This is a genomic window from Paenibacillus daejeonensis DSM 15491 (assembly GCF_000378385.1).
GTDB lineage: Bacteria > Bacillota > Bacilli > Paenibacillales > Paenibacillaceae > Paenibacillus_D > Paenibacillus_D daejeonensis.
Window position 1 is genome coordinate 221955 of the sequence record NZ_KB899663.1, and the last position, 24793, is coordinate 246747.

A 24793-nucleotide genomic window follows, 5' to 3' on the forward strand; every position below is an offset into this window, starting at 1 on the left:
TTGACCTCCTTAATAATTGACCCATTTTTTCTGCCCGATCCATTGAATCAGTGTAATCAGCAGAATAAGCAGAAGCAAGATGATACCCATGGCTGAAGCGTAGCCGGAGTCCAGATTGATGAAGGCTACTTCGTACAGGTAGAAGACGATCACAGATGTCGACCCTGCCGGCCCGCCATTCGTTAGGACCATGATCAGGTCAAACACTTTGAACGAGCCGACAACTCCCGTGATCACCAGGAAGAATGTGGTCGGGGAAAGCATCGGCAGCGTAATGTTGAAAAACTGCCGGACCAGCGAAGCGCCGTCGACATCAGCGGCTTCATACAAATCCTTGGGGATACTCTGCAAGCCAGCCATGTAGATGACGAGATTGAAGCCCAGGGACGTCCAGACCATAATAATCATGACCGAGAGCAAGGAATAACTCGGATCTGCCAGCCACATAGGCGGATTCTCAATGCCGATGGATCGCAGGAAGCCGTTGATCGGCCCGTTGGTCGGGTGATACAGTACACGCCACAGGAGGGCAATGGCGACAAAGCTCGAAATGAACGGCATGAAATAAATGACTTTGAAAAAGGTTTTAAAATATGTCGCTTTGTTAATTAAAACCGCCAGGATCACGGAGATAAACAACGTCACAGGCACAACAGCAATCATAATAATATTGTTCATCAAGGAGCGATGAAATGATTCGTCCTGGAAGAGCGTCATGTAATTTTGAAAGCCGATGAATTCGAGCCCTCCGAGTCCAGCGATAAAGTTCCAATCCGAGAAGCTAATAATGCCGGACAGGAGGATGGGGATGATGACGAGCACCGTCGTCAGGATCAGCATGGGGCCGATAAAGAGATAGCCGGCAATCAGATCATAAAATGCCTGCTTGCGGTGGGATTTGCCCTTGGGCTGCTGGGCAACGCGCTTGGGAGCCTGCTCCACGTCTTTCACCTCGTTTGTATTGGATGTCTCCATTATAAAAAGCCGTCCCCAAAAACACATGGCACGATTTTTTCTATTTTAAAAAGATGACATGACATTATTTTTTCTGAAATGCAAAAATAATTGGATGAGTTCTATCCTGGTTTGACGTACGATAGAGACAATTAGAGAAGAAGGAGGATTGCGCTTGCACTGGGGCTCCCGTTTTAAGCAGCAATCGCTGCGGCAAAAATTGATCCTAACCTCCATTGCGTGCCTGGTATTACCTACAATTGGCATGATCCTGATTACCAGCCATTATTCCAAGCTGATTATTCGGGAGCATACGCTGGACAAAGCGACCCAATCGTTAACGATTGTGCAATCTCAAATTAATACCATCTTGGGAGAGATGGTGTCGGTGGCGAATTTTGTCCACTTTGACCCGGAGATCAAAATTTTGCTGGAGGAGGGCAAAACCAGTCCAGTTGCTGCCCGGCAATTGACAACCCGACTGGAGCAGGTGGCAGGCGAGACACTGGATTTGCGCCTGACACTACTGGATCGTGAAGGCCGGGCTTACTCCGACTATTCCTTTTATGAATTCAAGCCTATGGATTTTATAGCGCGGGACTGGTTTGACGAGCTGGACCGGATGTCATCCGGGTATGAGACCATGTTCCTGGGGGCCGAAGCCAACTATCTTGCCTCCCAGAAGGCCGATATGCCCTATGTATTTATTACGGCACGTGCGCTCAGGGAGAGCAGCACCAAGCCTCCATACGCCTATTTGATTGTGAGCCGTACGGAGGCCGCGATCCGGGAGCGTTTTGAGACGTTGGAGGAGGATGTGTTCCTGCTGAACAATGAACGCACAATTCTATCCAATCGGAATGTTGGTCAAATCGGGATGAATTTTGATTCCGTCTTGCCGCCACAGGAGGGTCTGAGCTCTCCGGATATCATTCACCTGAATGAGGCTAACCAGTTGTTCCTTACACTGCCGCTTGCCTACGGGGACTGGCGCTTGGTGAGTCTTGCACCTTACGAGCAATTGACAGGCAAATTAAACGGAATCTCCCGTTCGGGCCTGCTGCTCCAGGTTGGGTTTGCCGTCTGTTTTTTGCTGGTGCTGGCTTACCTATTAAGACGGTTTACCAAGCCGATTCATACGCTGGGCAAGGCGGCCCGGCAGATTGAAGCAGGCAATCTGGCGGTTCGTTCGAATATCCGTGGCGAGGATGAGGTAGGAAGCCTCGGGCGCTCCTTCGATCACATGCTGGATCGGATTCAGCAGATGATGCTGGATTACAAGAGGCAGCAGGAACTCAAGCGACAGGCGGAGATTGCCATGCTGCAGGCCCAACTGCATCCGCACTTTCTCTTTAATGTGCTGAGCTCGATCCGAATGCGGCTCTTATTGAAGAAAGATGCCGAGAATGCTAAGCTGCTGAGCACATTGTCGGCGATGCTGCGTGCCAGCTTATCCAGGCAGGAGGAGTTTGTCACGCTGGAACAGGAGATCGAGACAGCCAAGCAATATATGGAGCTCATGGGGTTTGCCATGCGCTATCCGACAGAGTCCGAGCTGAGCGTTCCGCCTGAGCTCCTGACGGTAACGGTTCCGAGACTCATCATGCAGCCCATAATTGAAAATGCATATAAGCACGGCTTCTCCAAACAAGGTGGACGAATCGTCATTGACATCAGCGAGGAGAACAGGAAGCTGATGATTCGAGTAAAGAATAACGGATCAGGGATCAATGAGGCGAGGGCTGCCGAACTCGAACGGCGGATGTCTCGTGTTCAAGAGGCCGGCGACAGTTCCGGCCCATCGAAGAGCGGCATCGGGCTGAGCAACGTCTATACGCGACTCAAGCTAATCTATGGGTCCGATTTTGAAATGAACATTCAGAGCCTGGATGACCATTGGACTGCCGTGATCCTGCGCTTTCCGCTGCATCCGGCGGGAGAGGAGGGGGCGAGTCATGTATAAAGTATTGCTGGCTGATGACCATCTGCCTGTCTTGGAAGTGCTCGAGAGCTGTATCCCCTGGACCGAGCTCAACCTGGAGCTCATCGGGGCTTGCTCAGACGGCCAAGAGGCCTGGGAGGCCTGCCAGGCGCATCAGCCCGACATCCTGTTGACGGATATCGGCATGCCGGTGATGGACGGGCTGAGCCTCATTGAGAAAGCCAAGAGCGTCAATCCGCAGTTGCAGGCGATTATTCTCTCTTGTCATGAGGAGTTTCACTATGCCCAGAAGGCTGTGAAGTTAAATGTATCGGACTATATTCTGAAGGAAAGCCTGGAGATTGAGCATGTCCAATCTGTACTTGTCCAGGCGGTCTCTCGTCTGGATGCGGAGAAGACCAGTCAGCACTCGCTTCAGAAGCTTCAGAAGATGGTGGAGAACAACTATGCGGTGATCCGCAGCCGGTTTATTCGGAGCTTCCTGGAGCAGCCGGTATGGGATGAGGGGGAGTGGGTGGAGCAGGCGGCGAATATGGGGATCAAGCTGCGCAGGGACATTCCCTATTTGCCAGTCGCGGCTTTTCCGGATCAGTCATATGCTCTGGAGCAGCGCTTTGGTGGCGCAGTGAATATGCAATTCGTCCTGGACAATGCGCTTCAGGAGGCTTTTGCGATCGAGGATTCCATTCTGTTCTCGCACTCAGAGCGCCACTATATTCTCCTGCTGCCGTTCCCGCGGACGATCGTTCGCAATATGCATGAAGAGCTTCGACAGGCGATGCGTAGAGCACAGCAATCCTTGGCCGATCATTTGCGGGTCAGCATTTCATTCTTCTATGGCCAACCTGAACAGGCGCTGAGCCAGCTGAAGAAGCAAATTCAATTCTTGCTAGCCAGCCAGACACTCCGCTTCTACGCCGGACAAGCTGCCATTCACAAGGCAGAGGTCGTGACCACAGCCAGCGAGGATTTGTTCATTCACTATGCGTATACTCTGCAGGAGCTGCGGGACTGTATCCAAGACGAGGATGCCGCGCGCGCTGAGACGTTCCTGAACAAGCTCAGCGGAGAGCTGCAGACGCGGAAGTACCCGGTGGAGAGCCTGAAGAGCTGGATTCTCAAAATGGTGTTGGAGCTGGAGCTGAAGTACACCGTTATGCAGCAGTTCGTAACCAACTTCGACAGCCAGTCCTATCAGCATTCCCTGGGTCAGCTGGAGACGCTGGAGGAGCTCATGGCCTGGTTCAAGCAATTCATGGCCAAGAAAATCAGTGGATTTCACGCGATGCAGCCATCGCTGCGCAAAGAAGTTGCCGAAGCGCAGCGCTATGTGCTGACCCATCTGAACGAAAAAATCAGCATGGATGCGGTGGCCAAGCAGGTAGGGCTCAATCCGACGCATTTCAGCCGGATCTTCAAGCTGGATACCGGCTCAACATTCGTGGAGTTCGTCACTCGCTCGAAGATGGAGCGCGCGTGTGAGCTGCTGAACCAGACCACCCAGACCGTCATCGAAATCGCCGACCAGCTGGGCTACGACAATCCCAGCTACTTCATCAAGCTGTTCCGCAATCACACGGACAAATCACCAGCGGAGTACCGCAAATCGATATAACAAGAAAAGAATAGGCACCGAGCTCGCCTTTGCTGCGAGTTCAGTGCCTCTTTTTTGTGGTTTAGGGATTATCGTATGCTGTAGAAAAGGCGCCCCCGCCAACGCTGGCTTTAACGCACCTTTGTTCCTCTATTCGCACGCATTCCCGCCACGCGCCGTCTGTAACGCACTTTTCTTCCTCTATTCGCTCGCATTCCCGTCAAGCGCTGTCTGTAACGCACTTTTCTTCCTCTATTCGCTCGAATTTCCTACACGCGCCAGCTGTAACGCACCTTTGTTCCTCTATTTGCTCGAACTTCCGACCCGCGTCGGCTGTAACGCACCTTTGTTCCTCTACAGTACGCTGCGAGCCACATAATCGGAGAACCTTGCAATGACTTTTTCTTCATATTTATACTTCCACAAAAATTCAGACATTGAAAATGGCCGAAGGGGGACGGAATCGAATCTGGTCCACGCTTTCTGGAAGAAAGCGACTTCGGAAGCATAAGCTGCGAAGCGTTCGCCTGAAAGCTTTTCGCAGAAAAGCTAGCTTCGGAAGCATACGCTGTCCCCGGATTTCAACCGCTAAAGCGGTTCGAAAATCAAGAAATCTGGGGACAACAGCGATCGTAAGATCGATCCGTGACCGTTGGCTCCTGTTTCAATAGGCTTAAATTCATCCATTAGCCTCATCCAAGGCATCGATAATGGCTTGCTCGGAGATGGAGTCGCCAGTGAAGGACAGGAGGGCGCGCAGCGGCAAAAATTTCACCATGGCCTGCAGCATCTCGTTCTGCTCCTGCTCCGCGCCGCCAGCGAACATGGAGCCCTCCAGTCCTTGCTTAATCAGATGGCGCAGCCGCTCAGGGGCGTCTTCGTTCCCCAGCAGGTCGCCGACCGTCGTATTGAGCGAGTAGGTGGCCGGTATGCGGACCGTGGATTCGACCGTACAATCCGCTTGCAGAACCAGCTGCTGAGAGGACGGGCCCGCCAGAATCGTGTAGGTGCCTGTATGGACATGCCAATCTTTCAATTGGACATTGTAGTAGGCGAAGGCACGTTTGTCCAGCGTAAGGGTGACAGTTTTCTCCTCACCTGGCTCGAGTGCCACTTTGGCGAAGCCTTTGAGCTCCTTGTCCGGACGGATCACCTGCTTCGTATTGTCCCGAACATACAGCTGCACAATCTCCTTGCCTGGACGGGAGCCGGTGTTCTTGACTTTGAGCGTGACGGTCAACGTCTCATCATCGCGCAGGTGGGCTTTGTCGAGCTTCAGCTTGCTGTAGGCAAAAGTGGTATAGCTGAGCCCGTAACCGAACGGAAACTGGGTGCGCATGTTCTTCGTGTCATAGTAACGATAGCCAACGAAGAGGCCTTCCCGGTATTCAACCCGGTCGCCTTCCCCGGGAAAGTTCAGGTAGGAAGGATTGTCGCTGAGCTGGAGCGGGAACGTCTCCGCGAGCTTGCCGCTAGGGTTGCGCACGCCATACACCAGATCAGCGGCGGCTCCGCCAACGGCTTGTCCGCCCAGATAGCATTCAAGCACGGCACTCACTTGGTCCAGCCAGGGGAAATTGATGACCGAGCCATTCATCAGGATGACAATGACTTGATTATGAACGGCTGCGATTTCGTGAATGAGCCGGTTTTGGTTGGCCGGCAGGTCCAGATGCGTTCGGTCATAGCCCTCCGACTCATAGCGGTCCGGCAGACCAGCGTAGATAACTATGACCTCTGCAGCTTTTGCCGCTGTAATGGCTTCGGACAGGAGCTCCTCGCTAGTCTCATCTGTAGCAAGATCATACCCTTGCGCGTACACGACCGATGAGGGCTGGTCCGCCAGCTTACGCATTTCCTGCAGTGGCTCGTCCAGTCGGGACGGATTGATATGCGAGCTTCCGCCGCCTTGATAGCGAGGCTGCTTGGCAAATGCCCCGATGACTGCTACTTTGGCAGCAGCCTCAATTGGCAGGAGATCGCCATCGTTTTTCAGCAGCACCATGCTCTCCGCAGCTACCTTGCGCGCTAGCAGGTGGTGTTGATCTGCATCATACGTGAAGCCTTCCTGTTTGGCATCAACCGCTTGGAAGATGACTCGCAACAGCCGCAAAACGGCTTGATCGAGCTCGGCTTCGGTTAACTGCCCACTGCTAATCGCGTCCAGCACCTTTTGTTCGCCTCTGCCGTTGCTTGCCGGCATCTCCAGCTCCAGTCCGGCAGCCAATGCGCGGTCCCGCTCATTCACGGCGCCCCAGTCGGAGACGACGAACCCTTCATGACCCCATTCATCCTTGAGGATGTCGGTTAGCAAGCGTTTGTTCTCCGAGGCAAAAGCGCCGTTCACCTGGTTGTATGAGCTCATGACCGTCCAGGGCTGGGCCTTCTTGACCGCGCCTTCGAAGCTGGCCAAGTAAATCTCCCGCAGCGTTCGCTCGTCAACAATGACATCTGTCGTCATGCGGCGATGCTCCTGGTTATTGGCTGCGAAGTGCTTCAGGGACGTCCCAACGCCCTGGCTCTGCACACCCTGGATATGACTGGCGGCCAGCTCGGAGGAAAGATAAGGATCTTCGGAGAAGTATTCGAAATTCCTTCCGCACAGTGGAGAGCGCTTAATATTAGTGCCCGGACCGAGCAGGATCGCCACGTCCTCGGCTTGGCATTCTTCACCCAGAGCAACGCCGACCTGCTCAATCAGCTCACGATCCCAGGAGCAGGCGAGCCCGGCTGCACTCGGAAAGCAAGTCGCAGGCACACTGTCGAATAAGCCCAGATGATCGCTGCCCTCTCTTTGCTTGCGCAAGCCATGCGGTCCGTCGGTCAACATGATCGAAGGGATGCCCAGGCGTTCAACGCCTTTAAGATGCCAGAAATCCAGACCGGAGCAGAGACCGGCCTTTTCCTCAAGTGTCATCTCGGCCATCAAGGCTTCCAAATTGCGTGCTGGCTGTGTCATGGAAATTCCTCCTCATAAGAGTAGAATTAAAAGTAGTAATCCCTTTCATCATAGACCATCGTTCACTGAATTAATGGTAGAATACCGTTATTTTTGGTACGATGTGAGTAAGGATTGGAGGGAGGGAAGGCGATGAACGAGAAATGGAGCGAGGCTGGCCTGCTGCTGCATGAATTATTCAAGCTGCCTGTTCATCTGGTGACGAAGGAGGGGAAGGTCGTGAGCAGGATTGGCCAGTCATTGGGGCACTCCATGCAGACCGATCTGGCGTTGTTCTTCACCACACCGATGCCTCCAGAGCGATCGGATACAAGAGTGAGTACACGAACAACTGCGGCTGGGGAGCGGCTTCTGTTGATTCCCTTGCCGGGTTCCACTGCAGATGCAAGCTGGCTGGCTATCGGGCCGTTCCTGTCTGATTCGGTGGCGTCCGATGACCAATCCCTGATTGTCCTGGGGAACGAGCAGCAGCTCCTAGTGGCACGGACCGGTTATTTTATGCTGCATGGTACTCTAATCGAGGAGCACGCGATCCGTCTGGATGAGCAGGCCGTATCCACTCCAGCCTATATTCAAGAGAGCCAAAAGCGGATCAACGACCGCAAGCTGCGCCAAGAGCTGCATCATGATTGGCAGGACGAGAGGCAGCTGCTGCGTTGCATCAGTGAGGGCAATCCTGATAAGCTGGCCGCCATGCTGAAGGGGCCTGATTTTATCAGCAATCCTGGTGTTCTGTCCAGAAAAAGCCAACTGCAAAACCAGAAAAACCTGACGATCACCGTCGTTACGCTGGCGACCCGTTATGCGATGGAAGGGGGCCTTCCCAGTGAAACGGCCTACCATCTCAGCGACCTCTACATTCAAAAGCTGGATGAGCTGCACCGCTTCAGCGACGTCGATGCCCTACTCAAGCGGGCGTTGATCGACTTTGCGGAGCAGGTCCGCAATGCCCACTGGAGTCACTGTTCGATGCCCGTGAGGCGAGCGGTTCATTATGTGCAAAATCACGTCTATGACAAATTCGATCTCGAACAGGCAGCACGCGTATCGGGATACACGGCAGATTACCTGGCCCGCCGTTTTAAGCTGGAGACAGGAAGGAGCTTTCACGACTATGTTGCTGAACTGAGGATCCGGGAGGCCCAAAACCTGATTCTCTACTCCACCCTGGCATTGTCCGAGATTTCGAGTCTTCTGCATTTTTGCGACCAAAGCTATTTTACCAAGGTGTTCAAAAAGTATACCGGCCAGACGCCGAAGCAGTATCAGAAGGGATTGGCCACAAGTCCCCCCTAATACTACAAAAAAAAGGGATGCTCGAATGATCAACATTCGAAGCATCCCTTCTTTGATAGCTCGTACCTGATTCCGTGATTGCTTATTGGCTCAACGTATAGCTAGGCAAGCTTGCTCCGGCACCAGGCAGCCGGTGGGTGGCAGAGTCGCCCTTGACGTAGCCGACCCGGATGGTGTCGCCAGGCTCGATCCAGCCCAGATAATCCAACCCCAGAGATACTTCGATGCCCGTGCTTGTTGCAGCATACTGGTATTCCCTGAGATCATCAATCTCATGCCAGGCCCAGCTGTTATTTACGCCAACATATTCGTACAGCAGCCCGCCCTCGACCAGATAGTCAGCGCCCGTTACTCCCCAGGTCAAGTCATCAAACCCGGTAGAGGTATCATTATCGATATCGATAAAGAATTGCGCTTTGGCGGCATTTAGGCCTGTTCCTTCAGCATACAGATACAGGTCCCATTTGGTATTATAAACCTTCAACTTCGTAACCTCACTGCTGCCCGTAGCAATGGAGCTGACAGGGCTCCAATCCGAGAATAACCCATCGATCACAATTCCACTTGAAATTGCCCCAGGTGTAACCGTAATCGCTGAGCTCTGGGCCGATTCATTACCGGAGTCGACGGCAGTGATTCGGAAGCTATAGGCCGTGCCGTTGGTCAAGCCAGTCACGATGTGGCTGGTTCCAGTCACGGGGCTAGACGTGATTTTCACGCCATTTTGGTAGATATGATAGCCTTGAACATCAGTCTCGGCATTGGCATTCCAAGTAAGACCTACTTGCGTATCTCCGCTAACGGCTGTCAAACCCGTTGGAGCAGATGGGGCTACCGTATCATGGTAGACAATGTTATCGATATACAAGGAGCCGGAGTACGTCGGTGACAGGTCGGCCGTATTGATGATTCGGATCTCAATGGACTTGACCTTGTCCGCTTGGAATCCATCCTTTGCTCCGTCCCATCCGCCAATATAAGTCCCATCTACCGCCGGATTCATGGTCACCGTCTGAAAGGAATCAGACAAGATTACCGGGTTGGTCCATACTTTGACGTCGTTATTGTAATCCTTCAGCTCGATCTCAAACGATTTGCCTGCAGTTAAAGGGGCGGAGGCTTTGACTTCCAGTGTTACTGTTCCTTCCGACAGGTCAACCGGAACAAACCACTCTTTGGACAGCATTTTTGCAGCATTCTTCCAGGCTGACGTTCCCAATACGGTCATGTCCAGGCGTGCCAAACCATTTTCAGCAGCTAGCGCAATGCTGTCTGGATTTGGCGGATCCGTTACGCCGCGCAGACTTTTCCAGTTGCCTACACCCTGCGTGAAATCGTCGATCACTGGGTTTGGCAAAGGCATCGATTGGATATCCAAACCACTGCCCCACGTGGCTTCTGTCATTCCGGTCACGAGCGCCTTCCAGTCATAGGAGGGGGCTTCGTTCAGGAACCGGGTTCCCATCGATGGCACGAAACCATTAGCCCAGGCACGGTCAACGCTGATCTGCATAATGGCGACTTGTTCGGTTGTTGTATCTTTGGCATAGTCATGGGTCATGCCATGGAACCACTTGTCCGATTTGACCGGTCTTCCGTTTTGATCCCGTTTTACCGAGCCATCACTGTTATATTGAAACCGGATTTTATTGATCTGATTGGCAATCCCATCTGACCAGATATACTCATTGCTGTCAGCAGGATAGGCGTGATACCACTCTACATTCATCCCGTTCTGATCCACTTCACTGCTTGCCCAGGTGGTTGTGAAGCTCTCGAACATTAAGCCGTCAATGGATCCGGCGACATCCAGGCTGTCCCCCGTCCCGTTAAGCAAGTGGAAGCCCCGATTCATAATAATCTTTTTGTCCGGAAATGCGGTTTTCATATCATTAATTAAGGTCGCCATCCCGGTGGAAGAAGCAGAAAAGTCAATATTTCTGGAAGGATCCACAAAGATGGAGGTGTCTACCGTATCGAGGAATACACCATCATAGCCTTTGGCATAGATCTCAGGCAACAGCTCATTGATGACCATGTCGCGCCAGAGCTGTTTGTTGGCGTCAATATAGTAGGAGTGCCAATTCAGGTTCTCAAGCGGGTCGCCATTGGCATCTGTGAAGTAGATATCAAGCGGATCTCCGTTGGCATCCGTTAAGATTTCTCTTGTTTCTCCAATGGAAATATACCCGATGAGGAAGGTCTCGGCATTCAAGTCCCGGATGTTTCTCAACGTTTGAACCGATACAACGTCAGCATCCGGCTCCAGCACAATGGCGTCATAATCGGCATACATGTTGAGGTCACCGTCAATAACCGCATCACCGGCATAGTTCACCAAGTAGTTGCGGATATTGTCCCAATTGCCGGTGGAGGCCGCGGGAGGTACAGTCGCAGTCAGTGCATAGCTAGGCAAGGTGCCGCCATTAGCCGGGATAACATCCGTGGCCGAATCATTGACGATATAACCGACAGCAATAGTGCTGCTAGTCGTAATGCCTAACATCGACAGGGGGATGGATAGCTCTACGACAGTGTCATTTTTGACATAATCCGTGCTTTGCAAGACACCAACCTGAGTCCAGGACCAAGCGCCGCCTTCATTTTTATAAACGATGGCATTTTCGATCAGATAGTCGGCACCATTGGTTGCCCAACTGCCTACATTAAAGCCGGTAGCGGTATTCTGATCGGTATCGATAAAGAATTGACCTTTTACATTCAGGCCGGTTCCTTCTACTTGCAAGAATAATCTCGCTTCATTGTTATGCGCCTTCAAAACCTTTCCAGAGACGGTATTCGTAGCTAGTGGAGAAATGGAGGACCAGTCCCCGGAGCTTCCATCAATAATGATAATTCCCCCAGCGTATGTTAGTGAACTTGACACAAATACTGCGAGAAGAGTGAGCATAATACTTACTTTCATCAGATAAGAGCGAAGGAGAGCTTTCGAAGTTTTCATTACTGAATCACCTCACCATTTTGTTTTTGTCACCACGATTAAACGGTCAAGCGGCTTCTACGATTTCGGAAAGGCCTGGTTCAGCGCATCTCCATTCACCTCCTTTTATAAAAACCCCTATGAATTCGAAAATAGCAACGAAAAATTTACGGAAAACTATTGCGTAATTTGGGGCAAACTTATACATGCATATTAGCTTTAACTTTCAAAATTGTCAATCCTTATCTTGGGAATGCAAAGCTTCGTCTTAATGCTAAATCTCTGTAGTTAAGTAGCTAGTGAACATCAATCGATACTGGAACCAATTCCAAAAAATAGTTTGACAATCGACCAGTCCTGCATTAAAATCAAACTATAATTTGGGGCAAACAAATACAAAATTAATAAATTGGCGCAAAAAAATGAGCCTGAGAGGACGAAGTTTATGGGGGAAAACATCAGAATGGCTTTTATCGGAGTGGGTGATATGGGATCGCATCATGCCATGGGTTTTGATCTCATTCCTGGCTGCGAGGTTAGCTACATATGTGATTTTGATGATCGGAATGTACAGAGAACGCTAAAGGAATTGAAAAACAGTCAGCCGATCATTTGTACAGATTATCGCGAAATTGTTAGTAATCCTGACATAGATGCAGTTGTGGTCAGCGTGCCAAACTATTTACATAGAGAAGTGGCCGTTCCCTTTTTGCAGGCGGGCAAGCATGTATTCCTCGAGAAGCCGGTGGCCCCGAATGTGGAGGATTGTGATGCGATCCTGGCTGCAGCCGAACAATCGGGGAAAATTCTGCAGATCGGTCTGGTTTACCGTTATTCCAATCTGTACCGCAGAATGGCCAGAGAGATCCAAGGCGGTCGCTTGGCCGACGTTCAGATGATGTGGTGCAAGGAATTCCGTGATCCGTTTCCGCCAGTCGACTGGTTCTATGATGCTACAAAATCGGGAGGGGCGTTGGTCGAAAAGAATTGCCATCATTTTGATATCTTCAACTGGATGATGAACGCCAAACCGGTTCGCGTGTTTGCGTCCGGCGGCCAACATCTCATCCGTCATGGTCACAGCAGAGTCATCACCAATTCATACACGCATTATCCGGCGAAGGAAATCGAGCATAGCTCCATCGTGGATCACGCTTGGGTCATTGTTGATTATGAGAATGGCAGCAAGGCGAATCTTGGACTGTGTATGTACTTGCAGCCTCGCAATCTAATGGAGGAAGGGCTTGAATTTGGATTAATCGGAAGCAATGGCGCTCAGATGCAAGCAAAAAGGGATAAAACGATCAGTATCTATGGCGGAGAAGATTATACAAAGGAAGAGATTAATGTGGATGTCCGGTCGGATTCGCTGGCTGGCGGGCATACCGGAGGACAAACGCAGCGAGCAGAATTCATAGCCTGCATTCGTTCAGGGCGCTCGCCTGTTGCTTCGGGAAGTGTAGGAAGAGATGCGTTGTTGGTAGCCTTGGCAGCGGAGAAGTCGATTCGCGAAGAGCGGTATGTCTATATCAATGAAATGGGATAGAGGGTGGTCTTTTGAACAGGCTTGGAAAGTTCGAGGATGCAAAATTTTTCCTATTCATCCTGCCATGGATGATTGGATTTACCGTGTTTTTTCTCATTCCTTTTGTAACGGCGGTCTACTATGCCTTCACGGATGCCAGAATCCCAGGCGCTGCGGATTTGAACTTTGTAGGTTTGGATAATTTTACGGCCTTATTCAATGATCGTATCTTTGGAAAAGCCATTTTGAACACCTTGTTTTTTGTGTTTGTGGGCGTCCCGGTCGTGACCTGCGGCATGCTGTTGCTCGCGATGCTGCTAAATGCGGATGTGAAGGGGATTGCCTTGTTCCGAACCTTCTATTATTTGCCTACCCTAGTTCCGATTGTTGCGACGGTCATTATTTGGAGGCTCGTCTTCAATAGCGAGTTCGGCATCTTGAATGCGATCTTGGGGACATTCGGCATAGCTAAGATTAGCTGGCTTGGTGAAGCATGGTCCATCAAACCGGTCATCGTCTTGCTGCAGGTATGGATTTCTGGTAGTGGGGTTTTAATTTTCCTGGCCGCACTGAAAGGTGTGCCGAAGCACTTGTACGAAGCTGCTGAAATTGATGGTGCAGGCAAATTGAGGCGTTTCTTTTCCGTGACCTTGCCCATGATTAGCCCGGCGATCTTATTCGTATTGGTCATTCAGACAATGTACAACTTCCAGATGTTCACCGAAGCGCTGCTGCTGGCAGAGGGTGGTCCGAATTATGCTTCCTACACCTACGTTTATGACATCTATAAGACAGCCTTTACGGAATTGAAATACGGGATGGCGATGGCACAATCCATGATCTTGTTCGCAATGATTCTGGTCGTCACGCTGGCTCTCCTGAAATCATCGAATCGTTTTGTCTATTATGAAGGGGAAAAGAGGGGGTGAGGTCAGGTGCAAACAAGTAGAAAGGTTGGTTCATCGTCCATTAAAGCCTACGTATTGCTTACTGGTGTCTTATGCTTATTCATTGGACCGCTCATCTGGATGCTGTCGACGATGTTGAAAACCAAAACCGAGACCTACCGGTTTCCTCCGACCGTCATTCCTGAGGAAATTACATTTGATGCGTTCCAGCGATTGTTCACGGTACAGCCTCTCATGTGGAAATGGATAGGGAATTCTGTGCTGATCGCAGTGGCTGTAGCGGTGGGCACGGTCATCTCTAGTTCCATTGCCGCCTACGGCTTTGCCAGATTTGAGAATCGATATAAAAACGCTTTGTTTCTAGTTGTGCTTACGACGCTGATGATTCCGGCATCGGTGATGATTATTCCTTCCTTTGTTCTGTTTGTGAAGCTGAATTGGATCAACACGTGGGCACCGCTGATCGTCCCCGCATGGCTGGGCGGAGCCTATTACATCTTTTTGTTCCGGCAATTCTTTATGAGCATCCCGCTAGAGCTTGATGAAGCGACGTTTTTGGATGGAGGCGGCAGATGGACCGTATTTCAGAAAATCATCATGCCGCTGTCGAAGCCGGTCATCATCACGGTTCTTATCTTCTCGTTCGTGTATGCCTGGCTTGATTTCCTGGGGCCATTCTTATATCTGAAGAGTAATGAGCTGTTTACCCTCAGTGTAGGACTGCAGCTGTTAATCGGACAGACGGGCCAAGACTTCCCTGCTCTGGCTGCCGGCGCATTCATCAGTATTTTGCCTATCGCTGTCATCTACTTCTTTGCGCAACGCTACATTGTGGAGGGGGTGGTGTTGACAGGCAGCAAGGGTTGACCAGAACGTCAGCAGTGCCGCAACACCTATTATGATTGAGGGGGAAATGTTCATTGAAAGAGCGAAAAGGGTATGTGTGGACATTAACAACGGTCTTGATGCTGTCAATCGTGCTGGCAGGTTGTAGTGGGAATTCGAATGTTGAGAGCCAGCCTAACTCATCGGGTGATAACAAACCGACGAATCAGTCGACTGGCGAAGAAAAGCCGCTAGAGGATGTCACCATTACGTACTCGCAATGGGGCACGGCAGAAGAGCTGCAAAGAACCCAGGAGTTGCTCGATGCATTCATGGCTGCGAATCCTCACATTACAGTCAAACTGGAAGGTAAGGATTGGGGCACGTATTGGGATGGACTGACGGCAGGGGCATCAGGTGGCGTGCTTCCCGATGTCATGAAAACAAGCTTTGCTTATGTGTCCAAATATGCAGAGTTAGGTATTTTTAAAGATCTGGATGGTTTACTTGCAGACCACGATTTTGATTTATCTGCCATTGCTGATGGCATGCTGTCAATGCACCAATTCGATGGAAAGCAAGTTTCATTGCCTATCGATGCAAACGTCATAATGTTCTATTACAATAAGGGGCTGTTCGATGATCCTGCCACAAACCCTAAGCAGGCGACTTACCCCTCTGCAGAGCCGACCTGGGAAGAGGTCCTGGATATTGCTACGAAAATGACCTTGGATACGAACGACAGAAATCCGGGGGAAGATGGGTTCGACCGTAACAATATTAAGCAATGGGGGATGTCCACAGTTCCAGGTGCCGATCTGGGCATGTTCGAGCCCATTCTGTTCTCCAATGATGCGAAGCTGATCAATGATGACGGTACAGTGGCGTTGGATACGCCGGAAGCGCGTGAAGTCCTTGACTTCTTTATTGACGCAACTGCACAGGGCATCAACACTTCACCTGCACAGATTGAAGGAATGGGAGGCGTTCAAAACCTCGCGATTACGACAGGTAAAGTGGCCATGAACCTTGCTGGCAGCTGGAACGTTGCCCATTACACAGATGCTGCGATTGATTACGGCATCACCCATGTGCCGAAATTCAAAACCACACAAACGGTGATTCAGCCTGCGGGTATCGCCATGAGCGCTACGACCAAACATGAAGAAGCGGCTTATCAGCTCATGTCTTGGCTTGCAGGTCCCGAAGGGCAATCTGAATTGGCCAAACAAGGCTTCGCTATTCCTTCTAACAGTCAAGCGGCAGATGCCTATCTTGAAACGGCGGGCGCTGAATTCAAGATCTTCCTGGATGCGCAAGCGTATGGTATTTCTGCCCCGTATAGTGTCAAGAAAACAGACCTGGTATTTACACATGGCACTCAAATTTTGCGGGATCCTCTGGCAGGGAATGGTGATGTGGACGCGGCGATCAAGGATCTGCAAGCTGCACTGCAATAATCGATCGATGCTATTGTAACTGATGAAATGTTATAAAAACTCATACATTATGTGGATGATTTACATCACGTAATGTGTGAGTTTTTTTCATGGTTTTTACCTCTGTTTTTTTCGAGTTTGCCCCAAAGCGTTTGATCTGCTATAACTAGAAGAGATGTAAGCTAGGAAGGGGGAAACCTTGTGGCAAAGCTGAAAGATATCGCTGATTATGTAGGCGTATCCATATCTACAGTGTCGCGAGTCATCAATCATGATGAGAGCAGAGTGGTGAATGCGGAGACGCGAAAGAAAATATGGGATGCGGCGCAAGCGATTGGATATAGAAAGAAACAAGCGGGAAAATTGCCCCAAACCAAAAAAGAAATGCATAAGCATTCTTTTCGTCTTGGGTGTGTCATAGCCGTTCCGCAGAACAAATACAATCATCCCTACTTTTCCGTCATTCTGGAGGGCATTGAGAAAGGCGTCCAGGCAGAAGGCTACCGATTGGAATTCCTGCACAGTATGGGAGAAGGGATAGACATCAGTGAGATTCAGAAGCTGGTGAAGGAACATGCGATCGATGGAATGATTGTTGTAGAAGGAATAGATGCTGAGGTGTACGCCTGGATCAAGCAGCATGTCAGAGTTGTCGTAGGCATTGATATTGCGGATCCGGAAGTGCCGGTGGTAGCCTATGACCGCGTATCAGCGGCCAGAGATGCTGTGCGGCATCTGATTTCTCGGGGGCATCGTCAGATCGGATTTATTGGAGGTGTCGGTCTGGGAGGCTCCATCGAACGAGAAAAGCGCTATAAAGGCTACAAGGAAGCGATGGATGAAGCAAAGCTTGAGATCGATCCGCACTGGGTGATCGATGTGAACTGGGATGTCTTGCAAAGCTACGAAATTGTCAAGCAAGCGCTGCTGCAGAACAAGGAGCGTCCAACGGCATTTTTCTCGGCCAGTGACATGATGGCGATTCCGGCGATGCGGGCGGTGACGGAACAACAGTTGGCGATCCCGGGGGATATTGCTTTTTTTAGTGTGGACAATATCGAGTTCTCGGCATTTACGTCTCCGCCGCTGTCTACAATATGTGTGCCCAAGCTGGAAATGGGAAGGGTGGCGGCCAATCTATTGCTCGATTATTTAAATCAGAAGTATAATATCCCGATCAGGGTTTATGTGCCTTATGAATTGAAATTACGTCATTCCTCGGGGGATGAATAGAGGAGTTACCTATACGGACGTTCGCAGCTGCAAGGAGCAATCCTGAAGCGTGTGGACGTCTTTTTTGTGTCTAACTATCATTGCCTTATAATGCATCTTGACAATCGGATTACTGGGTGTTAGAGTACACTCAATAAATCGCTAATATTCCTACCTAATTACTTGGTTAAATGTCGAATGTATGTGATATCCGACCATCAGGCAGCTGACTGTTCAAACAGAGGCACGCCCGGCGCACAAGGAGATCGTAAGGTATCTCTGCGCGCTGGGGTGCCTCTATTCGTTGGTTGACCATTAACCGGGACCATCAAAAAAAGGAGTGGTTAACATGTCTACCTCATCTTCGTTGTTGAACATCCAAGGACTGGATAAGAGTTTTCAGACGGAGCAGCAATCGGTACAGGCGCTTCGGCAGATTGAGCTGGATGTCAAGGAAGGGGAGTTCGTGACGGTCATCGGTCCGAGCGGTTGCGGTAAAAGCACCTTGCTGCGCATCATCGCAGGGCTGGACACGGGCTATGAAGGAAGTGTCAAGCTGGGCGGCCAGCCGATCACCGGACCGGGAATTGACAAGGGCTTCATCTTCCAGGAGCCGCGCCTCTTTCCCTGGCTCACGGTTGAGAAGAACATAGCGGCGGATCTGTCGCTGCGTGATAAGGATGTACGGCGGCGGGTCGATGAATTAATCGAGCTGGTGAAGCTCAAAGGCTTCGAGCAAGCTTATCCCAAAGCGTTGTCCGGTGGGATGGCGCAGCGCGTGGCGATTGCCCGGGCGCTACTGCGGAATCCGCGTATTCTGCTGCTCGATGAGCCATTCGGTGCCCTTGACGCCTTTACCCGGGCCCACATGCAGGAGGTGCTTCTGGATATCTGGGAGCGCAACGGCACGACGATGATCCTTGTCACGCATGATATTGACGAAGCCGTCTTCTTGGGGAACCGCATCATCATCCTTAAGCCGAGACCTGGGGAGATCCGTGGCCGCGTCACCGTCGACCTGCCGTACCCGCGCAAGAAGTCATCGGCCGGGTTCCAGGAATTCCGTTACAAGGTGCTGAACGAATTCGAGCGCATTGACGAGCTGGCCTTCGGTGAAGCGGGGGCGGGGATATGAGGAAGGAGGCGGATGTTCATGAGCGTGCGGCAGGATGATCTGGCAGAGGCAGCCCGCAAGCCGCTGCGCCGAGCATGGGTCATTCGGGGCTCCGGTCGCTGGCTATCCTCGCTGGCCTGGGGATCTGCGCTCCCGGTCGCTTTTCTCCTCCTCTGGCAGTGGCTCGGCGATCAGGAGCTGATCTCACCGCTGTTGTTCCCGACGCCGCTTGTGATCCTTGAATCCTTTGGCTGGCTATGGAATACGGGGATGCTGGCGGAGAACTTCGGCGCGAGCTTGTACAGGATGGCGGCAGGTTTCGGATTAGGCGGAGGACTTGGGTTGCTGTTGGGCCTGTTCGTCGGCCTCTCCCGAGGCATGGAGAAGCTGCTCGATTCGACGGTTCAGATGGTGCGGATGGTGCCCCATATTTCGGTAACCTTTCTCTTCGTTCTGTGGTTTGGAATCGGGGATACGTCGAAAATCATGCTGATTGCCAAAGGCTGTTTCTTTCCATTATATATCTACACCTTTCTGGGCATCCGCAACACCGACCGCAAGCTTTTCGAAGTAACCCGTGTGCTGGCATACAGCCGTTTCAAGCAAATTGTTCGGCTGGTGCTGCCGGCCTCAGTTCCGAACATCGTCGTGGGGGTCCGCCTCTCACTGGCTGTCGCCTGGGGCAGTCTGGTCGTTGCAGAGATGATGGGAGCAAGCTCGGGGCTGGGCTTTCTGATGATGGATGCCCGCGCCATGAGCGATACGCCGACCGTATTTGTCGGCATCGCACTGTTTACCGTACTTGGCGTCATCACCGATGTGATCGTTCTGCTTGTGGAACGGCGACTGCTCGCCTGGCGCGATAGTTGAGGAGAAATCATGCTTCCGAAGTGAGTTTTCCTTCGGAAAACTTAAGCGAATGCTTCCGAAGTGAGTTTTCCTTCGGAAAACTTTTAGGAGGAAACTCATGAGAGAACAGGCACATACATTGCCTTCCGGTACATTAACTGCTCAGCGGCGACGTGTTCGGACGGGCAGCGGCGGCTTCGGTCGTCACTTCCTCGTAGCGGCACTGCTGCCGGCGATCATTCTGGTCGTCTGGCAATGGGCCGGCAGCACCGGCCGTGTAAGCCCGCTGCTGCTGCCATCGCCGCTAGCTATCGGAGAAGCTTTTGTCCGACTGTCATTATCCGGCGAACTGTTCATTCAGTTATGGCATAGTCTTGTCCGGGCATCGACAGGCGTGTTCTACGGATCGCTGGCTGCCTTGCTGCTGGGAGGGATCGTCGGACTCTCACGCACCGTGCGCAAACTGGTTGATCCATCGCTGCAGCTGCTGCGGCTGACGCCAAGTCTGGCAACCGCGCCAATTATTATCTTGTGGTTCGGCTTCGGCGAGACGTCGAAAATCGTCATTATTGGGTTTGGGGCCTTTTTCCCCTTGTATATGAGTATGGTCCAGAGCATTCTTGGCGTCGATAGCAAGCTGACGGAGGTGACGCGTGTCCTGGCATTTGGCAGAGGCAAGCAGCTCACCCGGCTGGTGCTGCCGGCTGCACTGCCAGGCATCCTATCCGGCTTGCGGCTGTCGATTGCCTATGGCTGGCTGGGACTGGTCGTTGCAGAGCTGCTAGGCTCCCAGTCGGGCATTGGCTACCTGATGAGCCATGCTCAGACCAACTCGCAGCCGGAGGTGATTTTTGTAGGTGTCATAATTTTTGCAGTGATGGGCAAGCTCATCGACTTATTTGTTGTCACAATCGAACGCAGGTTACTGCGCTGGAGAGACAGTTTCACCGGCAATTAAGCATTTTACATTCAATCATCGGAGGCGTATAACTATGTACTCAACCAGATCAGCCACACAAACAAAGACATCCAGATCCCGCATTATTCTCAGCCTGAGCTTGCTATTAGTCCTTATGCTGGTGCTGCAGGCTTGCGGAGGGGGCAGCCAGCCACCTGCTGCCGGATCAGAGAGCAGAAGCGGGAGTAATAGCAGTGGAAGCCATACCGAACAAACTGCGTCAGAGGAAACGGGCAGTACGCCTCAAGCTTCTGTTGATACGCTTGTGTACGGCTTTGTCGGCACGAATCAGCCAGGCGCTATTGAAGGATGGGGCTTCCACACGGGTATCATTCAGGAAGAGCTGAAACCATACGGTATTAACAATGTAGAGCTTGTCCCGTTCCAGACCGGCCCGGATCTCAACGAATCTGTCATCAGCGGCCGGATCGATGTGGGGAACTCCGGGGATACACCAGCCCTGCTGGCCCGTTCCACTGGTGCCAAGACCCGACTGGTTAACTTCACCAATACCGAGGTCAACTCGGTACTCATTGGCCGCAAGGACGGTCCTCAAACCGTGGAAGAGCTGAAGAAGGTAGCCGTCGTCAAAGGCTCGTTAATGTACCGTTTCCTGGTGGGTTACCTGGAAGAGAAGGGACTAACCGACCAAGTGGAGGTTATCAATATCAACAGTATTCCCGACACCGAAGCAGCTCTGCTGCGCGGGGAGATTGACGCTTATGCATACGGCAGTGCCTTTTACTCCGGTTACAAGCTGCTGCAGGAAGGACACCCGCTGCTGGCTGAGTCGAGGGAATACCCGCATCTACTCAGTGTGAGCGTAGTCTACACCACGGATGATTATCTGGAGAAATTCCCCGGCTTCCAGGATGTATGGCGCGAAGCGTTGAGGAAGTCCTATGAGGATCTGAGTGCGAAGCCGGACGAATATTATGCCTGGCTGGCCGAGTCGACCGGCACGCCGGAGGAAGCGCTCCGCGAGATTCAACCGATTGAGCTGCTGCCGACAGAGGCGCTCTCTGCGGAAGGCATTGAGCGAATCAAGGCGTCCAAGGATTTTCTGGTTGCAGAGAATTTGGCTAGACGGGACTTCGATATCGACGAATGGATTGTCAACTAGACACCACGCGATTTATTGATATAAGGAGGCATACACAATGACACAATCACGCAAACGCCAACTGAAGCTCGGCATCGGCCTGCAGGGTGCAGGCGGACATTGGCGCGATCCGGAAGTAGAATCCAACGGTGCAGTAAGCATTGCAGCTTACCAGGAATATGCGCGCATCGCGGAGGCCGCCAAGTTCGACTTTGGCTTTATCGCAGACTCGGCTTACATTACCAAGCATTCGACCATTCCGTTCCTGAGCAGACTGGAGCCGATGACTGCGCTGTCGGCGATCTCGGCGGTGACGAAGCACCTGGGTCTGGTCGGCACATTTACGACCTCCTACAGCGAGCCTTACACAACTGCGCGGCAGCTCGCCTCACTCGATATCATCAGCGACGGACGGGCGGGCTGGAACGCCGTCACCTCAGCGCTGGAGGGAGTTGCCCGCAATCATGGGCACGACAAGCTGCATGACCATGCCCTCCGGTATCGTATTGCCAAGGAATATATCGAGGTGGTCAAGGGACTGTGGAATTCCTGGGAGGACGACGCCTTCACGCGCAATAAGGAGACAGGAGAGTATGTAGACCTCGACAAGCTGCACACCCTGGATCACGTGGGCGAGTTCTTCAAGGTTCAGGGCCCGCTCAATCTGGAACGGTCCAAGCAAGGACATCCGATTATCTTCCAGGCGGGCGCATCCGAGGCTGGACGGGATCTGGCCGGCCGCTATGCTGATGCGGTGTTCACCAGCTTCGAGGACGCGGATCTGGAGAAGGCCAAGCAGACGTACCGGGATATCAAGAGCCGGACCGCCAGCTACGGGCGGAATCCGGATGAAGTACTGCTGTTCCCGATGATTTCCCCGGTCGTTGGTGCGACGGCGGAAGAGGCCCAGGAGCGGTATGAGGAAGGCAACCAGTATATTGATGTGGATTATGCCGTCAAATACCTGAGCCGTTATTTCAGCTTCTTCGATTTCTCCCAATTCGACCTGGATCAGCCGTTGCCTGAGCTAGGCGATATTGGTCAGAACAGCTTCCGTTCCATGGCGGAATACTATCTGCGCATCGCCCGCGAGGAAAATCTGACCCTGCGTCAGCTTGCTTACCGTGCCACCAATCCGCGTGGCGACTTTGTCGGTACGGCTGAAGCCATCGCGGATAAATTCCAGCATTACTTCGAAGAGCGCGCCGTAGACGGATTCATCGTCGCCGGCTCGCATCGCAACCTGCGCAACTTCACCAAGCTCGTCGTACCGATTCTGCAAGAACGCGGCCTGTTCCGTACCGAATACGAATCCGATACGCTGCGGGGCAATCTGGGCGTTTCGTTCCCGGTGAACCGTTATACTGAGGCTCGCAATCAGACCGCTATCCACGGGTAGCTCACAAGAGGAGGAAACTACAATGACGATCACGATCGATGCCGCAACGATTAATCAGCAACCAATCTTCACCAGCCTGGAGGATGAACGGCAGCACCGGAAGGAGCGGCTCGCCGCAGCGTTCCGCGTATTCGCCAAGCTGGGTTACGAAGAAGGCGTCATGGGACATTTCTCTGTGCGCGACCCGGAGAAGACAGATCATTATTGGACCAATCCGTTCGGTCTCAGCTTTGGCCTGATTAAGGCCAGCGATCTGGTGCTAATGAATTACGAAGGCAAGGTAGTTCAAGGGCGCGGACTGGTGCATCCGGGCGGAATCCTGCTTCATCTGCCGATTCTGCGCGACAATCCACATATTATCTCGGCGGCTCACACTCATTCCATCTACGGCCGCACCTGGTCTGCCTTTGGTCGGCTCCTTGATCCGCTGACGGCGGAGGCGGCAGTGTTCTACAAGCGGCACGCCATATACGACAGCTTCGAACACGGCGAAGGCGACAATCTTGCCCAGGCGGTAGGCAACAACAAGGTCATTCTTCTTAAAAATCACGGCATTCTCTCGTTAGGCAAAACGGTGGAAGAAGCGGCCTATTGGTTTATCTCCTTCGAGAAAGCCAGTCATGGCCAGCTGCTAGCCGAAGCGGCTGGCTCGCCGACGCTGATCGGCGAAGCGCATGCTGAGCGAATTGCTAATTTCACGGATGAGAAGTTTGGCTGGCTCAACTTCCAGCCTTACTATCAATCAATTGTCACGGAGCAGCCTGAGCTGCTGAACTAATTATATGGAACCGGTCCGGTCACCCGGACGGAAACGGGGGAGAACATGGCAGCCAAACGAGTAAATACCATCACCGACTTAATCGGCGAAACGCCTGCGGTGCGCTTGAATCGTCTTGTGAGCGAAGGCGACGCCGAGGTGTATGTCAAACTGGAGTATTTTAATCCAAGTGGAAGTCTCAAGGATCGCGCTGCATTCAACCTGATATTGCAAGCGGAGCGCGCCGGGCGCCTGAAGCCCGGTTCGACCATTATCGAGCCAACCAGTGGCAACACGGGGATCGGATTGGCCATGAACGCGGCTGCCAAGGGCTATCAGCTGATTATTACGATGCCAAGCAACGCAACCAAGGAGCGCATAAACATTCTGAAGTCGTATGGTGCGGAGGTCGTCCTGACACCTGCGAGCGAGCGGATGTCGGGTGCCATCCGCAAAGCGCTGGAGCTGCAGCGGAACATTCCGGGCAGCTTCGTCCCCCAGCAGTTCGAGAACCCGGCCAATCCGGACATCCATCGGACGACAACGGCGCTCGAAATTCTGGAGCAAATGGACGGGGAGCTGGACAGCTTCATTGCAACAGCCGGAACCGGAGGCACCATAACAGGAACGGGAGAAGTGCTGCGTGAGCGGCTGCCTGGCATCCGCATTATCGTCATCGAGCCCAAGGGGTCGCCCGTGCTCTCTGGCGGCAAGCCGGGTCCTCACAAGCTGATCGGTGCAGGGCCGGGTTTCGTTCCAGGCGTCATCAATCGGGAGGTCTTCGACGAAATTGTCCAAGTGTCAGATAAGGATGCCATCCACACAGCACAGCAGCTCGCCCGGTTCGAGGGAATTCTCGTTGGCCCTTCGTCGGGCGCGGCCGTGTGGACCGCCTTGCGGGAAGCCCGGCGGCTCGGCGCGGGCAAGAAGGTGTTGTGCATCGCGCCGGATAATGGCGAGCGGTACCTGAGTTCAGGTATGCTTGGGGAGTGAGTGGCACGAGGAATCGGCACGACAAG

The 24793-nt window shown here is 52.3% G+C and carries 19 protein-coding genes; 16 read left to right on the top strand and 3 right to left on the bottom strand.

Translation table 11 applies throughout. The annotated features are described in order from the left end of the window. Positions 1 to 9: 9 nt before the first annotated feature. A complete protein-coding gene (locus tag F556_RS0116160) occupies positions 10 to 975 on the bottom strand; it encodes a carbohydrate ABC transporter permease (RefSeq protein ID WP_020618020.1) in 966 nt (321 codons plus the stop codon). A gap of 154 nt (positions 976 to 1129) precedes the next feature. On the opposite strand from F556_RS0116160, the gene F556_RS0116165 reads away from it, so the two are divergent. From F556_RS0116165 to F556_RS37790, 3 genes are all read left to right on the top strand, one after another. After that, positions 1130 to 2917, top strand: coding sequence for a sensor histidine kinase (locus F556_RS0116165; RefSeq protein WP_020618021.1), 1788 nt, complete (start codon positions 1130 to 1132; stop codon positions 2915 to 2917). Beyond that, positions 2910 to 4511: a helix-turn-helix domain-containing protein gene (locus tag F556_RS0116170; protein ID WP_020618022.1), complete on the top strand. Its 1602-nt coding sequence runs from the start codon at positions 2910 to 2912 to the stop codon at positions 4509 to 4511. Before F556_RS0116165 ends, F556_RS0116170 begins: the two co-directional genes overlap by 8 nt. Before the next feature lie 121 nt (positions 4512 to 4632). Next, positions 4633 to 4869: a hypothetical protein gene (locus F556_RS37790; RefSeq protein ID WP_157272784.1), complete on the top strand. Its 237-nt coding sequence runs from the start codon at positions 4633 to 4635 to the stop codon at positions 4867 to 4869. 300 nt (positions 4870 to 5169) lie between these two features. On the opposite strand, the gene F556_RS0116175 is transcribed toward F556_RS37790, so the two are convergent. Further along, on the bottom strand, positions 5170 to 7449 hold the full coding sequence (locus F556_RS0116175) for a beta-glucosidase (protein WP_020618023.1): 2280 nt from the start codon (positions 7447 to 7449) through the stop codon (positions 5170 to 5172). Between the two features lie 132 nt (positions 7450 to 7581). Between F556_RS0116175 and F556_RS0116180 the strand changes: the two genes are divergently transcribed. Then, complete coding sequence (locus F556_RS0116180) at positions 7582 to 8745, top strand: helix-turn-helix domain-containing protein (RefSeq protein WP_020618024.1); 1164 nt, start codon at positions 7582 to 7584, stop codon at positions 8743 to 8745. An 82-nt stretch (positions 8746 to 8827) separates the two neighbouring features. On the opposite strand, the gene F556_RS0116185 is transcribed toward F556_RS0116180, so the two are convergent. Further along, complete coding sequence (locus F556_RS0116185; protein WP_169447602.1) at positions 8828 to 11491, bottom strand: fibronectin type III domain-containing protein; 2664 nt, start codon at positions 11489 to 11491, stop codon at positions 8828 to 8830. Between the two features lie 658 nt (positions 11492 to 12149). Here F556_RS0116185 and F556_RS0116190 point away from each other — a divergent pair. From F556_RS0116190 to cysK, 12 genes are all read left to right on the top strand, one after another. Further along, positions 12150 to 13232, top strand: coding sequence for a Gfo/Idh/MocA family protein (locus tag F556_RS0116190; protein WP_245583079.1), 1083 nt, complete (start codon positions 12150 to 12152; stop codon positions 13230 to 13232). Between the two features lie 11 nt (positions 13233 to 13243). Beyond that, positions 13244 to 14140 (top strand): carbohydrate ABC transporter permease, encoded by an 897-nt coding sequence (locus tag F556_RS0116195; RefSeq protein WP_020618027.1) that lies wholly within the window; start codon positions 13244 to 13246, stop codon positions 14138 to 14140. Positions 14141 to 14146: 6 nt separating this feature from the next. Further along, positions 14147 to 14986 carry a carbohydrate ABC transporter permease gene (locus F556_RS0116200; RefSeq protein WP_020618028.1) on the top strand — a complete coding sequence of 280 codons (840 nt, stop codon included), beginning with the start codon at positions 14147 to 14149 and terminating at the stop codon, positions 14984 to 14986. 53 nt (positions 14987 to 15039) lie between these two features. Continuing rightward, the gene (locus tag F556_RS0116205; RefSeq protein WP_020618029.1) at positions 15040 to 16404 is read left to right on the top strand and encodes an ABC transporter substrate-binding protein; all 1365 of its coding nucleotides are present in this window, start codon (positions 15040 to 15042) and stop codon (positions 16402 to 16404) included. Positions 16405 to 16584: 180 nt separating this feature from the next. Next, positions 16585 to 17616, top strand: a complete 1032-nt coding sequence (locus tag F556_RS0116210; protein ID WP_020618030.1) for a LacI family DNA-binding transcriptional regulator — start codon at positions 16585 to 16587, stop codon at positions 17614 to 17616. A 328-nt stretch (positions 17617 to 17944) separates the two neighbouring features. Continuing rightward, positions 17945 to 18730 (top strand): ABC transporter ATP-binding protein, encoded by a 786-nt coding sequence (locus F556_RS0116215; RefSeq protein WP_020618031.1) that lies wholly within the window; start codon positions 17945 to 17947, stop codon positions 18728 to 18730. Between the two features lie 18 nt (positions 18731 to 18748). Further along, positions 18749 to 19579, top strand: a complete 831-nt coding sequence (locus F556_RS0116220) for an ABC transporter permease (protein WP_020618032.1) — start codon at positions 18749 to 18751, stop codon at positions 19577 to 19579. A 97-nt stretch (positions 19580 to 19676) separates the two neighbouring features. Beyond that, complete coding sequence (locus F556_RS0116225) at positions 19677 to 20516, top strand: ABC transporter permease (protein ID WP_020618033.1); 840 nt, start codon at positions 19677 to 19679, stop codon at positions 20514 to 20516. A 34-nt stretch (positions 20517 to 20550) separates the two neighbouring features. Then, the gene (locus F556_RS0116230; protein ID WP_020618034.1) at positions 20551 to 21639 is read left to right on the top strand and encodes an ABC transporter substrate-binding protein; all 1089 of its coding nucleotides are present in this window, start codon (positions 20551 to 20553) and stop codon (positions 21637 to 21639) included. 37 nt (positions 21640 to 21676) lie between these two features. Then, entirely contained in the window at positions 21677 to 23017 is a 1341-nt protein-coding gene (locus tag F556_RS0116235) for an LLM class flavin-dependent oxidoreductase (RefSeq protein WP_020618035.1), read from the top strand. Beyond that, positions 22995 to 23795, top strand: a complete 801-nt coding sequence (locus F556_RS0116240) for a class II aldolase/adducin family protein (protein WP_281167911.1) — start codon at positions 22995 to 22997, stop codon at positions 23793 to 23795. The genes F556_RS0116235 and F556_RS0116240 overlap by 23 nt, the downstream gene beginning before the upstream one ends. 45 nt (positions 23796 to 23840) lie before the next feature. Beyond that, entirely contained in the window at positions 23841 to 24767 is a 927-nt protein-coding gene (gene cysK / locus F556_RS0116245) for a cysteine synthase A (RefSeq protein ID WP_020618037.1), read from the top strand. The last annotated feature ends 26 nt before the right edge of the window (positions 24768 to 24793 follow it).

Bases quoted from the DNA above. Each gene is read 5' to 3' on its own strand.
- cysK (WP_020618037.1), top strand. From the start codon at position 23,841: ATGGCAGCCAAACGAGTAAATACCATCACCGACTTAATCGGCGAAACG.
- F556_RS0116215 (WP_020618031.1), top strand. From the start codon at position 17,945: ATGTCTACCTCATCTTCGTTGTTGAACATCCAAGGACTGGATAAGAGT.
- F556_RS0116220 (WP_020618032.1), top strand. From the start codon at position 18,749: ATGAGCGTGCGGCAGGATGATCTGGCAGAGGCAGCCCGCAAGCCGCTG.
- F556_RS0116180 (WP_020618024.1), top strand. From the start codon at position 7,582: ATGAACGAGAAATGGAGCGAGGCTGGCCTGCTGCTGCATGAATTATTC.
- F556_RS0116190 (WP_245583079.1), top strand. From the start codon at position 12,150: ATGGCTTTTATCGGAGTGGGTGATATGGGATCGCATCATGCCATGGGT.
- F556_RS0116235 (WP_020618035.1), top strand. From the start codon at position 21,677: ATGACACAATCACGCAAACGCCAACTGAAGCTCGGCATCGGCCTGCAG.
- F556_RS0116170 (WP_020618022.1), top strand. From the start codon at position 2,910: ATGTATAAAGTATTGCTGGCTGATGACCATCTGCCTGTCTTGGAAGTG.
- F556_RS0116230 (WP_020618034.1), top strand. From the start codon at position 20,551: ATGTACTCAACCAGATCAGCCACACAAACAAAGACATCCAGATCCCGC.
- F556_RS0116175 (WP_020618023.1), bottom strand. From the start codon at position 7,449: ATGACACAGCCAGCACGCAATTTGGAAGCCTTGATGGCCGAGATGACA.
- F556_RS0116225 (WP_020618033.1), top strand. From the start codon at position 19,677: ATGAGAGAACAGGCACATACATTGCCTTCCGGTACATTAACTGCTCAG.
- F556_RS0116160 (WP_020618020.1), bottom strand. From the start codon at position 975: ATGGAGACATCCAATACAAACGAGGTGAAAGACGTGGAGCAGGCTCCC.